The sequence below is a fragment of the Elusimicrobiota bacterium genome, from assembly GCA_040757695.1.
GTDB lineage: Bacteria > Elusimicrobiota > UBA8919 > UBA8919 > UBA8919 > JBFLWK01.
Window position 1 is genome coordinate 16,301 of record JBFLWK010000021.1, and the last position, 14,721, is coordinate 31,021.

Annotated in this window: 17 protein-coding genes; all 17 read right to left on the reverse strand. The window is 35.3% G+C overall.

From position 1 onward, the window contains the following. Window positions 1-138: 138 nt before the first annotated feature. Window positions 139-549, reverse strand: coding sequence for an archease (locus AB1349_05640; GenBank protein MEW6556822.1), 411 nt, complete (start codon window positions 547-549; stop codon window positions 139-141). Window positions 550-586: 37 nt separating this feature from the next. Continuing rightward, entirely contained in the window at window positions 587-3,184 is a 2,598-nt protein-coding gene (gene gyrA / locus AB1349_05645) for a DNA gyrase subunit A (protein MEW6556823.1), read from the reverse strand. Between the two features lie 5 nt (window positions 3,185-3,189). After that, window positions 3,190-3,426 carry a HEPN domain-containing protein gene (locus AB1349_05650; protein MEW6556824.1) on the reverse strand — a complete coding sequence of 79 codons (237 nt, stop codon included), beginning with the start codon at window positions 3,424-3,426 and terminating at the stop codon, window positions 3,190-3,192. Beyond that, window positions 3,411-3,755, reverse strand: a complete 345-nt coding sequence (locus AB1349_05655; protein ID MEW6556825.1) for a nucleotidyltransferase domain-containing protein — start codon at window positions 3,753-3,755, stop codon at window positions 3,411-3,413. Before AB1349_05655 ends, AB1349_05650 begins: the two co-directional genes overlap by 16 nt. 5 nt (window positions 3,756-3,760) lie before the next feature. Next, window positions 3,761-4,159: a HEPN domain-containing protein gene (locus AB1349_05660; GenBank protein MEW6556826.1), complete on the reverse strand. Its 399-nt coding sequence runs from the start codon at window positions 4,157-4,159 to the stop codon at window positions 3,761-3,763. Further along, entirely contained in the window at window positions 4,132-4,488 is a 357-nt protein-coding gene (locus AB1349_05665; protein MEW6556827.1) for a nucleotidyltransferase domain-containing protein, read from the reverse strand. The genes AB1349_05660 and AB1349_05665 overlap by 28 nt, the downstream gene beginning before the upstream one ends. 5 nt (window positions 4,489-4,493) lie before the next feature. Continuing rightward, complete coding sequence (locus AB1349_05670; GenBank protein MEW6556828.1) at window positions 4,494-4,772, reverse strand: hypothetical protein; 279 nt, start codon at window positions 4,770-4,772, stop codon at window positions 4,494-4,496. Continuing rightward, the gene (locus AB1349_05675) at window positions 4,769-5,476 is read right to left on the reverse strand and encodes a BsaWI family type II restriction enzyme (protein MEW6556829.1); all 708 of its coding nucleotides are present in this window, start codon (window positions 5,474-5,476) and stop codon (window positions 4,769-4,771) included. Before AB1349_05675 ends, AB1349_05670 begins: the two co-directional genes overlap by 4 nt. A 7-nt stretch (window positions 5,477-5,483) precedes the next feature. Further along, window positions 5,484-6,734 carry a DNA methyltransferase gene (locus tag AB1349_05680; GenBank protein ID MEW6556830.1) on the reverse strand — a complete coding sequence of 417 codons (1,251 nt, stop codon included), beginning with the start codon at window positions 6,732-6,734 and terminating at the stop codon, window positions 5,484-5,486. A 2-nt stretch (window positions 6,735-6,736) separates the two neighbouring features. Then, window positions 6,737-7,405, reverse strand: a complete 669-nt coding sequence (locus tag AB1349_05685) for a nucleotidyl transferase AbiEii/AbiGii toxin family protein (GenBank protein MEW6556831.1) — start codon at window positions 7,403-7,405, stop codon at window positions 6,737-6,739. Beyond that, complete coding sequence (locus AB1349_05690) at window positions 7,384-7,599, reverse strand: hypothetical protein (protein MEW6556832.1); 216 nt, start codon at window positions 7,597-7,599, stop codon at window positions 7,384-7,386. Before AB1349_05690 ends, AB1349_05685 begins: the two co-directional genes overlap by 22 nt. 2 nt (window positions 7,600-7,601) lie before the next feature. Next, complete coding sequence (gyrB, locus tag AB1349_05695; protein MEW6556833.1) at window positions 7,602-10,055, reverse strand: DNA topoisomerase (ATP-hydrolyzing) subunit B; 2,454 nt, start codon at window positions 10,053-10,055, stop codon at window positions 7,602-7,604. A 105-nt stretch (window positions 10,056-10,160) separates the two neighbouring features. Continuing rightward, entirely contained in the window at window positions 10,161-10,451 is a 291-nt protein-coding gene (locus tag AB1349_05700; GenBank protein ID MEW6556834.1) for a DciA family protein, read from the reverse strand. A 60-nt stretch (window positions 10,452-10,511) separates the two neighbouring features. Continuing rightward, the gene (gene dnaN / locus AB1349_05705; protein ID MEW6556835.1) at window positions 10,512-11,609 is read right to left on the reverse strand and encodes a DNA polymerase III subunit beta; all 1,098 of its coding nucleotides are present in this window, start codon (window positions 11,607-11,609) and stop codon (window positions 10,512-10,514) included. A 247-nt stretch (window positions 11,610-11,856) separates the two neighbouring features. Next, window positions 11,857-13,212: a chromosomal replication initiator protein DnaA gene (dnaA, locus tag AB1349_05710; protein ID MEW6556836.1), complete on the reverse strand. Its 1,356-nt coding sequence runs from the start codon at window positions 13,210-13,212 to the stop codon at window positions 11,857-11,859. Between the two features lie 255 nt (window positions 13,213-13,467). Further along, window positions 13,468-14,298 (reverse strand): TlyA family RNA methyltransferase, encoded by an 831-nt coding sequence (locus tag AB1349_05715; protein MEW6556837.1) that lies wholly within the window; start codon window positions 14,296-14,298, stop codon window positions 13,468-13,470. Beyond that, on the reverse strand, window positions 14,277-14,721 hold a 445-nt coding region (locus AB1349_05720), incomplete at its 5' end, for a transketolase C-terminal domain-containing protein (protein MEW6556838.1). The genes AB1349_05720 and AB1349_05715, both read right to left, overlap by 22 nt.

The window sequence follows — 14,721 nt, forward strand, 5'->3', positions numbered from 1 at the left end:
ATTGTTCTTTCTTTTCTGTCTTTAATCACGGAATCACTGAATCCAAAATTTGTGAAAAAGTAGCCGGCGAGCTCCACATTCGTGAGGACAGGCTTTTAGTCGCCGCAAGACCGTGAATTGAAAATTCACGGCTACCTATTATACATCAAAGATAATCGGAGTTTTATATGTGCCGTCGGCCAATTTTTCTATTTTTAAGTTGTGGTAGGTTGCAGCTTTTATATCGTTTAAGATTTCGTGGTCGGCGATTTTCTCGCCTGATACCCGAGCATCAAGATGCGTTTCACTCAATTCTAAAATCTCAAATCTCTTAAACAGCACCTTTTTTGTAGAATAATAATATAAAAGTTCATTCAGATATGTTATTAAAAGTTCCTCTAAATCGTGTGCATCAATTGAGATAGAAATTAACAGTTTCTCTTTAACTTTATCAGGTGGGATAATCATAGAAAACATACCGGATGCAGCATTCTCAAAAAGTTCATGTAATGTTTTCCCGTAAGCAACGATGCCGACATCAGCAGTATGATTTATCGTCTCAAATTTCATTTTATTCGCTACGCTCACCTCCGAATAAATTCGGGGGCTACTCGCCATTACCGTTTTCTTTCGCAGCATATGCGATAGATGCAAGTTTATCGCCTTCTTCAAGCCGAATCAATCTAACACCTTGCGTATTCCTTCCTATCACTGAAATACCTTTAACTGCCATTCTTATCATAATTCCTTTTTCAGTCATAAGCATTATATCGCTATCATCTCTGACATTCTTAATACCGACAACACTTCCATTTCGTTCAGTTGTTTTTATATTGATTACACCTTTTCCGCCACGCGATTGCAAACGGTATTCATCAATATCTGTTCTTTTACCATAGCCGTTAACAGTAGCAATCAGCACAGTATCTTTAGATGAGACGGTTTCCATACCTACAACTTCGTCTTCTTTGTTAAGTCGTATTCCGCGGACACCTTTCCCGCTTCTGCCGATTGTTCTTACTTCTTTTTCGTTAAACCTGATTGCCAAACCATTTTTAGTTGCTAAAATAACCTCGCTTTCGCCGTTGGTATGTTTGACATCAATCAGCGAATCGCCGTCTCCAAGATTGATAGCAATAATACCTGTTTTTCTGATATTTGAGTATTCTGAAAGTGCTGTTTTTTTGATAGTTCCATTACGGGTTGCCATCAACAGATAAGATTCTTTTTTTTCTTCAAAAGTTCTTATCGGGATTGCAGCGGTAATTTTTTCTTCCGTTGATGAAAGTTGAACAAGATTTATGATTGCTTTACCTTTAGCAGTTCGGGCAGCTTCCGGGATTTCATAAACCCTCACCCAGTGAATACGACCTCGGTTTGTAAACAGCAGCAGATATGAATGTGTTGAAGTTACGAAAAGTTGCTCTACAAAATCCTCCTCGCGTGTTATCATTCCCATTACACCCTTACCGCCACGTCGTTGTGCTTTATATGTTGTAACTGGCAGACGTTTGATATATCCAGCATGCGAGATTGTAACAACCACATCCTCTTCCTGTATCAAATCGTCAATATCCAGTTCTACCGTCTGTGCCTGGATTTTTGTGCGTCGAACGTCGCCGTATTTTTCTTTCAGTTCGGCAAGTTCGTTCTTGATGATGGTAAGCACTTTTTTCGGGTCTGCAAGAATTGATTTTAATCGTTCTATCGTTTTTATTAACTCCAAATACTCATCGTCTATTTTCTTTCGCTCAAGCCCTGTTAGTTGCGCTAGTTTCATATCAAGAATCGCCTGCGCCTGGATTTTTGATAGTTTGAATTCCTCCATCAGCCGTGTTCGCGCTATATCGGTATCTTTTGATTCTTTGATTAGTTTTACAATTTTGTTAAGATTTTCAAGCGCAATTTTTAATCCTTCCAAAATATGAGCACGTGCTTCCGCTCTTTGTAGTTCAAATTTAGTCCGACGGACAACGATGATTTTGCGATGCTCAATATACTGCACAAGCATCTCTTTCATATTAAGAACCCGTGGACGATTATTCACAAGCGCAAGCATTATCACACCGAAGGAGTCTTCCATCTGTGTATGCTTGAAGAGTTGGTTCAATACTACCTGCGGGTTACCGTCACGTTTTACTTCAATCACAAGCCGCATACCCGTTCTGTCCGACTCATCTCTTATATCGGAAATATCCTCAATTTTTTTATCTTTTACAAGGTCGGCAATCGTTTCAATAAGTTGGGCTTTATTAACCTGATACGGCAGTTCGTTGACGATGATTGCTGTTTTTCCGCTTTTTATATCCTCAATTTCGGCTTTTGCGCGGATTCTTACTGAGCCACGACCGGTTGCAAAATAGTCCTTGATACCCTGTCTACCAAAAATAATTCCCGCAGTTGGGAAATCAGGTCCTCTTATTATTTTTGCAAGTTCTGTAATTTCAATTTCAGGATTATCAATAAGTGCGATTAAGCCATCGCAAATTTCTGACAGATTATGCGGTGGAATATTTGTTGCCATGCCAACTGCGATTCCGGAGGAGCCGTTCAGAAGGAGATTAGGCAGTTTAGACGGAAGTATGAGTGGCTCTGTAAGTGAACCGTCATAGTTTGGCCCGAAATCAACGGTGTTTTTGTCAAGGTCGCCGAGCACTTCTTCTGAAACCTGTGCAAGTCGGACTTCGGTATATCGCATCGCCGCTGGTGGATCCCCGTCGACTGAACCGAAATTGCCTTGACCATCAACCAGAGTATACCGAAGCGAAAAATCCTGCGCCATTCTCACCATCGCATCATAGACAGACATATCACCATGTGGATGGTACTTTCCAAGGCAATCGCCGACAACGCGGGCAGATTTTTTGTAGGCCGAGTTATGTTTCAAGCCCATTTCTTTCATTGTAAAAAGTATGCGGCGATGAACCGGTTTTAAACCATCACGAACATCCGGAAGCGCTCTGCCGACAATCACAGACATTGAATAATCAATATAGGATGTCTTCATTTCGTCTTCAATATTTCTGGGTTGAACGCGTTCTGATGGGGCAAATGTTGGCGGTGGAATGGTTGGTTTTTCTTTTTCTGATTTTTCAGAAGATACAGGTGCTGCGGGCTCGGCGGGAGTTTTCATCTCCTCTTGCATTTCCTTTGCTTCTTGTGTTATTTCGTCCTTAATTTTTTTAGGTCTTCCTCTTTTTGCCATTTGTTCTAATATCCTTTCCCTGTTAAAACTTTTTTTATCTTCTCATTAAACAATCCAGAATGCGTTTTGGGAACAATGTTTTTCGTAGAGAGTAATGCCATTGTAGAATGATACATTGCATAATAAGCGCGAGAAATAGCATCATCGTATTGCTTTTTCTTGAATAAGATTTCAGCCACCTCAAATTTTTTTTGTGCTTTATTTAATCTTTTATTAACATGGTCTTTCAATAATTTTTCCATATAATCTTCCCTTCCTTTTCAACATTTTGTATAAAAGGCGAATATATTTGTTTAAGGTATTTATATCTTTTTTCTTCGTAAACCTTAGGGGAAATATACCGGCCGTATTTCAGACATATATCTGTGGATATTGAAATAATTTTATGGAATATTTTTAACCACTCCCCTTTTACCACAAAAAAAATATCCAAATCAGAATCTTTATTGATTTTGTTTCTGGCAGCAGAACCAAAAAGTTTTATAACCCTTATTTTCTTGCCACATTCCTTCTTGACAAGTTCTGTAAACTCCTTGATTTCCTGTCTTTCTCTTTTAGTAAGTTTCGCCATTTGTTTCAATATTCTTCCTTCGCTAAAATCTCTTTTATCTTTTCAATAAACTTAGCCGCATTATCTATAAGTTGCCTTGTTTCTTCTTCTGTTGCCTCATAAAAAACTTCGTAATCGCCATTTTCTCTCATATCATATGCATTAGCGAGTAATTTATAATATTTGTATTCTATTTTTTTTGTTTTAATAAAATGGAAATTAAACATTTTTAAGATTCCTGAATGTGTTTTAGGTGTTATATTTTTAGTTAAAAGAATTGCCAGTGTCACATCATGCATTGCGTAATACGCTCTTGAAATTGCATCTTTATAGTTCTTAAGTTTATATAATGCCTCTGCGGATTCCATCCTTTCTTCTACATTCTTAAGTAATAGGTTTATCTTGATTTTGAGTTTGTTCGCCACAAAATTACTCCTTCCTTTTTTACATTCATCATAAATGGTGTCTCAAGCCAATTAAGGTACCTGAACCTTTTTTCATCAATAATTTTAGGTGTGAGGATTCTGTCGTATTTCATCGCTATTTGTGTTACAATATCAAAAATTTTTTCTCTTAAATCCAAACTTCTCTTTTTAGAAACAATTAAAACATCTATATCAGAATCTCGTCTTAAATTATTTCTTACTGCAGAACCATATAATTTAATAAAGTTTATTTCCTTGCCACATTTTTTCTTGACAAGTTCTGTAAATTCTTTAATTTCCTGTTTTTCTCTTTCGGTAAGTTTCGCCATTTGTTTCAGTCCTTCGTAAACGGCACAAGGCGATAAAAGTATCCCCCTTTTGAAAAACGAGGGATACCTGTATTTTCTTTCTCAAATTTTTTCAATTCATCTTTCGCAGGAATATACTTTTCAAAGTGATATGGAACATCGTCAATATAAAGGGTTTCACCGTAAATATGCTCTCCAATCTTTTCCTTTTTCTTGTGATATGGTCCTTCCATATCAATAAAAAAACTTGCTTGAGTTTGTGGATTTTTAATTTCCACAAAATGCGTTCCAAAATATTGTTTCATTTTTTTTCACCATCCTTTAATATTTTTTTCAAATCTTCTATAAACTTATCAAACATTTTTACTTTATTGCTTTCTTCTATTTTTGTCTCGCTCATAACATAACTTCCATCTGTGTCAATTTCAACTATTGCCCGTCCCTTTTTGGCGGGGGTTTTTACTGTTAATGTCCCGTCTTCATCTGGTGTAACAAAAAATACTTTTATATGTTTAGTTATTTCGTCTTTGGATAATTTGATTTTCCAATAACCAGTTTGAGCAATTCTTTCACGGAGGGTAACTTTACTTGAAATAACAGCGATTATCTTGCAAGTATGCGGTTCATATATAACAATATCCACATCAGGAAGATGTGCGCCAAATTCACCATAATCAACCAATAAATTTCTTTTTACAACTCCTAACTCTTTTGATAGATTCTCACAATTAGTTCTTTCTAATGTATTACCTTCAGCAATTTTCAAACTCAAACTTTCAACTTCATCATTTATTATATAAATAACCAATTTCTCTAAATTTTTACCCTTAAATGCTCTCCAAGATTGTTCATGGTCTTTATTTGGAGTAGGATTTTTCATAAAATCCTGCTTATGTAATATTTTTGCTTCTTTCAAAAGCTCAGATATATGTTTGTAAGTATCTTCCTTGTAAACTGATTTCTTTTTTTCATAAAGTTTTATTAGTTTTTTGAAAGTAAATTTGTTCATATAATAATTATCCTCTTTTATAATGTGTCCATTTTACTTCTCTGTTTTTATCGTATTTTTTTTCTCCTTCAGCGGTTTTTTTCACTATAATTAAATATTTAAAACCTCTTAAAAAGAAGTTAAACCGTATCGCTCTGTTATACCAGACGCCTGTATTAGAGGATTGCCCCCGTCGGACAACACTGATAATATCTACTGGCTCAAAATATTTGCATAACCGCTCATAAATTTTAAAGCCCACAGGAGTAAATTTTTTCTTCACCCATTGGTCTCCAATAAGCCATCCTAAAACTTTTCCAGGTTTTATTATTCTGTAACATTCTTTCATAACTTTTTCAAGATCGTCATAAAACTTTTCGCTTTCTGCAGAAATATTCCCGATATTGTCTGGATGGTCATTATATCTAACATTGTCTCCGTAGGGAGAATCAATAAAAATCATATCTACGCTATTATCATCAAGTGGAATTTGCCGTGCATCATTCTGTTTTATTTCTGGTCTTGTTGGAACTATGTCATAAGCGATACATCTTCGTCTTTCTTCTTTACACACATCCAAAGTGGTTCCACTACCAGCCATCGGGTCTAATACTAAATCTCCTGGCTCTGTATATCTTTTGATTAAATTGTAAATAATAAACGCTGGGGTAACCCCGGGATATTTATTGCTTCCTTTGGATGTTTTTCCATAACTTTGTTTTGGGTAATCCCAAAGAGTAGTTGCTTCTATTTTTGGTTTTTCATCTATGTTTATTGAACTTGGTGGAAATTTTATATTATCTATTTCAAGTGACGGGTTCTCTAAAACTTTCATAAGGATATTCGTTCTAAAATTATCAATAGGGCTTTTCCAATCAATATTTAATTTTGTAAAAATTTTTTTTGCTCCTTTCAAAATTTTGACTTTACCATTTTGTGCAACCTTTACTTGATAAGGATATTGCCCATTCCAAGCGTCAGAAACTAAATCTTTTCCACCATCAGAAGATGCTGTAAATGGTCCGTATAAAATATCCGTATCCATATTAAACAAAAATAAAATATCCTCTTTTTTTATAGAAAAAACCTTGTCTGCATAAAGTTTATTGGTTGAAAATAATTTTTGTTCAAAACATTCTTTTTCTGTTTTGTTTGTGCATGCAAAAATGTAACTATTTTTATCGGCAGAATAAGTTCCTGTTGTAATGTTTTCTCCTACAAGTAAATTTTTTATTTTCCGTGTCTTATAGACAACTTTTCTTGTTTTTTGTTTTTTCATTTTTACTTAAAAATTTCCTTTTTTAGTTTGCGGGCTTCGTTGACGAAAAAGTTCTGCCATTCTCTATGGTCAATTTTTTTTATCATCCTAGGATATTCTTTCATTTCTATTGCGAGATAAAATCTTGAACCCAAGTGAACCGCATCAATATGCCAGTCAAATTTTGCTTTTGCATCCATTAAGAGTTTATGCAAAGAATATCTCTTTTCTTTGACAATAAAAAAAACATCTATGAAGTCCCTCGCTCGCGGCTGTACTGAAATAGTATGAACTTTATTGACTGCAATATCATATAGAGAGTCAACAGTAATATCCTTATATTTAATTCCTTTCTCAATTCTTGGAAACGGGTAATAATTAAAATCAATTTTTAGCATTTCATCGTTAAGAAAATAAAGAAAATATGTGTATAATCCAAGAAACTTTCTAAACTTAATTTCTTTTAATTTGAATTTTGTTTCAATTTTTTTTATAAATTTTCCTATTTCAATTTCATCAATTTCTTCGGTTTCATTAAAAAAATCTAAATCTTCGGAATACCTATGTTTTAGGTAAAATTCAGCAAGTGCTGTACCGCCGGTTAGATAGAATTCTTTAGTTAATTCTTTTTCATCGTTAAAAAATTCTAAAAACCGTTTTTGAGCCGAAGTTAATATTGTTTTTTTGACCATAAAAGGAACTCTATGTATTTTTTATAAATTGGGTCTAAATAGAGTTTGTTCCAGTATTTTTTTACCTGTTTCTCAGATAACTTTCTGCCTTGAAGTCCATAATTTATCAGATGTTCCAGCCGCCAGATTGTGTAGGCGGTTCTGTGTTTTTTTAACTGTTTTACATCCACCGACCAGTGATAAATCTCTTTCATTTTTATATATCCAGATTTTTTACTTCGTGTGCGTGTTGTTCTATGAACAGGCGGCGGGGTTCTACCTTATCACCCATCAAAGTCGTAAAAATTTTGTCCGCTTCAATCGCATCTTCAAGTTTTACCTGCAAAAGTTTTCTGTTTTTCGGGTCCATCGTCGTCTCCCACAATTGCTCGGGGTTCATTTCGCCTAAACCTTTATATCGCTGAATTGTAGCGCCTCTTCTGCCAAAATCCATAACGGCATCTATCAATTCTTTAAAATTTTTGACATCAATTTCATCATCACCGGTAATAATTCTGTAAAGCGGTTTCCCGTCGCCGTTACCGTAATCCGACAAATCAACCTTTTCTAGTTCTAGTTTCTTAACCACAAGGTCAAGTTTCACTATCTCCCACAAGTCCTTTACTTCCGTGCCGAGTTCTTCTTCTACAATCTCAAGTGGGAGTTCACCTGCTGCAGCAAGTTCTTTAGAAAGTTTTTCTTTTTTCTTTTTCAGATATTCCGCTTTGAAATTTTTCCATTCTTTTTCGGTATAAATATATTCCGGCTCGGTATCAGTTTCAATTTTATACAGCGGAAATTTCCCTTTCTTTTTAAACGAGAGATAGCCGTCCCAGGAAACGCCTTTTTTAGCAAGTTTTTTTACGAGCGTTTCAAATTCAATCAAATTTTTAAGGATTGCGGAAAGTTTTTTCTGGTCGTATTGTATTGAAGGTTTATCTTTTTCAAGTTCAAAAATTTTTATATTTTCAATACCTTCTTCTAACAGCATACTTTCTAATTTGTCGTCAGTTTCTACATAGAACTCTTTTTTATTTTTTCTGACTTTATACAGTGGTGGCTGAGCGATGAATATATTTCCGTTTTGTATCAGTGGTGTCATTTGCCGATAGAAAAATGTTAATAAGAGCGTTCTGATGTGTGCGCCATCCACATCGGCATCTGTCATAATTATTACCTTATGATACCGCAGATTATTTATATTAAAATCTTCTTCCCCAATTCCTGTACCGAGCGCAGTAATAAGCGTTCTGATTTCATCATTTGTTAGCATCTTATTGATTCTTGCTTTTTCTACATTCAGTATTTTTCCTTTTAAAGGAAGTATTGCCTGAAATTTTCGGTCTCTGCCTTGTTTTGCGCTACCGCCAGCGCTGTCGCCTTCAACGATATAAATTTCACATTTTGCCGGGTCGCGTTCCTGGCAATCCGCGAGTTTGCCGGGTAGTGAGCCGCTATCTAAAGCACCTTTTCGTCGGGTAAGTTCCCGTGCTTTTCGTGCAGCTTCTCGTGCTTCTGCGGCTAAAACTGCTTTTTCAGTAATTTTGCCTGATACTGTAGGGTTCTCTTCTAAAAATGTAGAAAGCGCCTCACCAACGATAGATTTAACAATCCCTTCTACTTCTGCATTACCAAGTTTTGTTTTTGTCTGTCCTTCAAACTGCGGGTCTGGTAGTTTTATTGATAGAACTGCTGTTAAGCCTTCTCTGACATCTTCGCCTGAAAGTGCTACATTTTTATCTTTTATAAGTTCTTTGGTTTTGATATAGTCATTGATGACGCGTGTAAGTGCAGACCGAAACCCAGCAAGATGTGTTCCACCTTCTTTTGTATTTATATTATTTGCGAATGAAATCACATTTTCAGAATAACTATCACAGTACTGGATTGCAATCTCAGCAATAATCTGGTCTTTTTCTTTCTTAAAATATATCGGTTCAGAATGCAGCGGGTTTTTGTTCATATTCAGATATTTTACAAACTGAACAATCCCGCCTTCGTAATGGAATGTATGTTCTTTATCCTCGCGTTCATCAATAATAGTAATGCGAGTGCCTGCATTAAGGAATGCAAGTTCTCTCAGCCGACTTGAAAGCGTATCAAACGAAAAGTCAATAGTTGAGAAAACTTTTTCATCTGGTTTAAATGTAACCTTTGTACCAATATCGTCGGTATTACCTCTTGTTTTAACAGGTGCTTCAGGGATACCGCGATTATACTTCTGGTAATAGATTTTGCCGTTTCTATATACTTCTACTGTAAGATATTCTGAAAGTGCATTAACAACCGATACGCCGACACCGTGAAGCCCGCCAGAGACCTTATATGTCTGATGGTCAAACTTCCCGCCTGCATGGAGTTTCGTCATAACAATTTCTAACGCTGATTTGTCTTTGAACTTCGGATGTGGCTCAATCGGGATACCGCGACCGTCATCGGTTACGGAAACGGAGTTATCGTCGTGTATAACAACCTCTATTGTTTTGCAAAACCCTGCAAGCACCTCGTCAATAGAATTATCCACTACCTCATACACAAGATGGTGTAGCCCGTCAGCACCGGTTGAACCGATATACATTGCAGGCCGTTTCTTGACTGCATCCAGCCCTTCTAATACCTGAATTTTAGACGCACCGTATTGCTCCGCTGCTATCTGTTTTTCTTTTACCATAAATACCTCACGAAAAATACCACGAATTAAATCACGAATTTTCGCGAATAAAACCAACGCAGCTATTCGGGTTAATTCGTGATGTTTGCCTTCGTTCGTGAGCCGTTATTCGTGAATAATTTTTAGGTTTTTTATTTTCTCGCTTTTAAGGAATTCGTTAACTGCCTTTATTATTTTTCTTCTGATTATTAGTATTTCATTTTTTACTACTGCAGATTTTACCGATATAAAAACAGTATCTTTCGTAAGTTTTACAAGGTCTGCATACTTGGCGAGTTTAGGTCCTATAAATTCAGAAAAAAAAAGTCTTAATGCATAACTTTCAGGTGTAATACAGTTTTTGGCTAAAAATTTTTCAACAAATTCGGAGATATGTGTAACCTGTCCTTTTCGCATACAAAAGACAATTAAAAATGTAATTTTTAATTTTTAATTTTTAATTTTTAATTGATATTCCTAATCCAGCCGCATTGGCATAATTATATAAAGGTAATTTGGGTCATTAGCAGGTTTGAATACGCCGGGACTGACAGGTGTTGTAAACTCAAAAATGACTTCCTCACTGTCAACCACTTTTAACATATCAATAACATAATTTGGATTGTAGGCAACATCAAATGGCTCGCCTTTATAATTGGTTTCTATCTCGTCGTTTCCTTCGCCTTTTCCCTGTTCCATCGCATAGATATAAATTTTTCCTTTGCTAACTGAATACTTCACTGATGACGGCTTGAATGGTAACACTCTGTCAGTCGCATCCAGAAGTTCTTTTGTCTTTATTTTAAGCGCACCTTTTTTTTCTTTTGGTATAACCTGTTCATAATTCGGGAAATGACCGTCAACAAGCCGAGACCTTAATATCGTTTCATCAATTCTGAAACCGATTTGGTTCTCAAAAATACCGACTTCAATCTCATCTGCAGAAATAACCGAAATGATATTTAAGAGTTGTTCTACTGCTTTTGAAGGAAGTATAAATGTATGCGAAAGTTTCTTATCTACGATATCATCACGAGATATAAACGCAAGCCGCTTCCCGTCAGTAGCGACCATTATTGCCTTTCCTTTTTCAACTATAAAGCAGACGCCGTTTAAGACATATCTTGTTTCATCAGTTGAAATTGCAAATTTTGTTTTTATTATCATATCCTGTATTATATTCCTTGCGATTTTAAATGTTTTTCCACCTTCAAAGTCAACCACAACAGGAAACTCCGTTTTTGAGATTCCAACAATAGAATCCTTCGTCTTGCCTGATTTTATATTAACTTTTTCATTTTCATCAGCAGTAATTTCTATTTCCTGCTGTGGCATTTTTCTGATAATCTCAGCAACCAGTTTACTCGGCAGTGTAATCCCGCCTTCTTTTAACACCTGTGTTTTTATGACTGTTTTTGCAGCAATTTCCAGGTCAGTTGCCGCAAGTGTTAAGCTATTATCTTTTGCATCAAACAGTAGATTAGATAATAACTGCAATGTGCTTTTTTGCGATACCGCGCCTGATACAAGTCCCATGCCTTTTAACAACTCATCCTTCATACAAACAACTTTCATCTTCCCTCCCTTTTTTCTTCTTTTGACTTTATTGTTATTTTTTTAGTATAATCATAATCATCATAACGACTGTGGACATGTTAGTTACTTTATAAATTCATTTTTTGTCGTCGCTGATTTTAGGTTTTTCTATTTTTGTTAATGTTAATTAGTATGTAGATAAATCTGAAAAGTTATCAACACTATTTGTTTGCATTTGCTTTTTTGCTAACTTATTCACCATTTTGAGAAATTATTAACAGGTTATCTACTTGGTTGTTTTTATTTCTGCAAGTATCTTGTTCAATTCTGCTGAAAAAAAAGGGTCTTTATTTATAAGTTTTTCTATTTTGTCAAACGCATAAAGAACAGTTGTATGATCTCTTCCACCAAATACTTCACCTATCTCTATTGTTGATAGTTCAGTAAATTTTCGGGCAATATACATTGCTATTTGTCTTGGTTGAGCAATCGCATCAGTTCTTTTTTTGCTCTTTAAATCTTTTATGTCTATATTAAAATTTTTTGCGATTACCTTCTGTATTTTTTCTATTGTTATTGGTAGTTCTTCCGGTGTTGGTTTAACAATATCTTTCAGAATTTCCTGTGTTCTGTCAACCGTTATCTGAGTTCCGGTAAGATACGCATATGCCACAATTCTTATTAGGGCGCCTTCTAATTCGCGTATGTTTGCCTTTATGTTTGATGCAATAAAAAGTAAAACATCTTCAGGTACATGGATTCTTTCATTTACAACTTTACTTTTTAAGATTGCTATTCTTGTCTCTAAATCCGGTGCTGTAATATCAGCAACAAGTCCCCATTCAAACCTGCTTTTAAGACGGTCTTGTAATGTAACGATTTCTTTTGGTGCCGAATCAGCAGAGAGAACAATCTGTTTTCTTGCTTCATAGAGTGCGTTGAATGTATGATGAAACACCTCTTGTATCTGCTCACCTTTTCCTAAAAACTGAACATCATCAATAAGCAATGCATCAAGTGAACGATATTTTAGGTGAAACTGTGGCATAGTGCTTCTTGTTAGCGACGAAATCATTTCATTTACAAATTTTTCACAAACGATATAAAGAACCTTTGTTGTTTTGTTTTTTTGTTTTATTCTATGTCCAATTGCGTGAAGCAGATGTGTTTTTCCTAACCCGACACCGCCATAAATAAAAAGTGGATTATATGCTTTGCCCGGGTCTTCTGCAACCGCCTGTGCCGCCGCCTGGGCAAACTTGTTGGAATTACCAACAACAAATTTTTCAAAAGTGTATTTTGGATTAAACTGCTCTTCTGTAAAAATGGATTCCGGCTCTGCAACAGGTATCGGCTCTAATACAGGTTCTGGTTTCAAAAATTCATCAAGATTCTGGATAACCGTGTAATTAAGCGAAATTTTTATACCTGATTGATGAGAAAGTTCCTTCTCAATTTTTTCCTGAACATTTTCTTTCATCCAGTCAATAAAAAATTTGTTCGGTACCTCTATTAAAAACTTGTCTTCAGAAATTGAAATCGGCTTTGCCGGTTTTATCCACAAATCAAAAGTTTTTTCCGGAATTTTTTTGCTAATAACTATTAAACAGTTTTCCCACAATTCTTGTGGAGTTTTGTCCATTAGCTAGAATCCTTTTAAAAATTATTCACACAGTTATTAACATATTGTTAATAACTGGCTCGCTTGTTTAGTTCGCTTATTTTTTGCCATATTTTATCAAACATTTGTTTTCTGTATAATTTTACAAAATAATTATAGAAAAGTCAAGTAAAATATTTTTTCGTGATTTCGTGTCTTCGTGGTTTTCTTGTACTACCGCGGACTCAGGAAGGTTAAGCAAGATTTGTATTATAGGATCTACTGAAAAATTAAGTATCATATTAGCGATAATATGAATATCACATTAGCGACAATGTGATAATACAAAAAATGTTCTAAATTGCCTTTAGGACCTTTTATTGGAGACGGAAGTTCAGCGAGAAGTTCTAAACCGAGCGCTTTAGAAAAATTTTTGATTTTAGTTATTGCTTTAAGCCGGATTTGTTCATCTTTAACAACGCCTTTTTCTGTAGAGCCTCTAGGGGCTTCAAACTGCGGTTTAACAAGTATAATAATTTCACCGTCTTTTTTTATGAGTTCTTTTACTTTTGGCAGAACCTTTTCAAGCGAGATAAATGAAACATCTACAACCGCTAAATCAGGTAAGAACGATTCAAACTGGTTAGGAGCAGATATAAGCAGATTTTTAATTCGGGTTAATTCGTGCTTTATTATTTGTATTAGTTCGTGTTTCCCAAAATATCTGATATTTGTTTTTTCAATATTTATTACTCGTGGGTCATTTCTTAATTTTGTATCCAGAATCCCGTAGCCAACATCTACACAATAGACCATCTGGGCGCCATTTTTTAACAGGCAATCGGTAAATCCGCCGGTTGAAGCGCCAACATCAAGACAGATTTTATTTTTTACATTTATTTTGAATTCCTGAATCGCATTCTTTAGTTTTAGTCCACCACGGGATACAAATTCAGCCGGTTCTTTTATGAAAATATCAGCCGAGTCAGAAACTGCAAAACCCGGCTTGGTAATAATTTTACCATTCACAACAACCTTGCCTGCTATTACAAGTGCGGTTGCTTTGTTGCGTGATGCTACAAGCCCTCTTTGAAAGAGCAAAATATCTATGCGAGTTTTTTTAACCATTCTTTAATGTTATTAAAAATACCGTCGGTAGTAAGACCGTATCTTTCTCTGATTTCGGTCTGTTTCCCGTGTTCAACAAACTTATCAGGTAGACCGATTCTATGAATTTTTACATCCTCAGTTTCTAACAACTCGCAAACTGCACTCCCGAACCCGCCCGAGATTATATTTTCTTCAATTGTGATAATTCCTTTTACTTTTTTAGCGATTTGTTTTATAAGTTCAACATCAAGCGGTTTTACAAAACGAACATTTACAACACCACAAGAAAAATTAGTATTAGAAATTTTTTTTGCAACTGAAATAGCAGGTTCAACCATATTCCCTACCGCAAGTATAAAAATATCATTACCGTCGATAATTACCTCAGATTTTCCAATTGTTAAATTTTTGAATTCTTTCTCAAATTCAATCCCTCCCCCA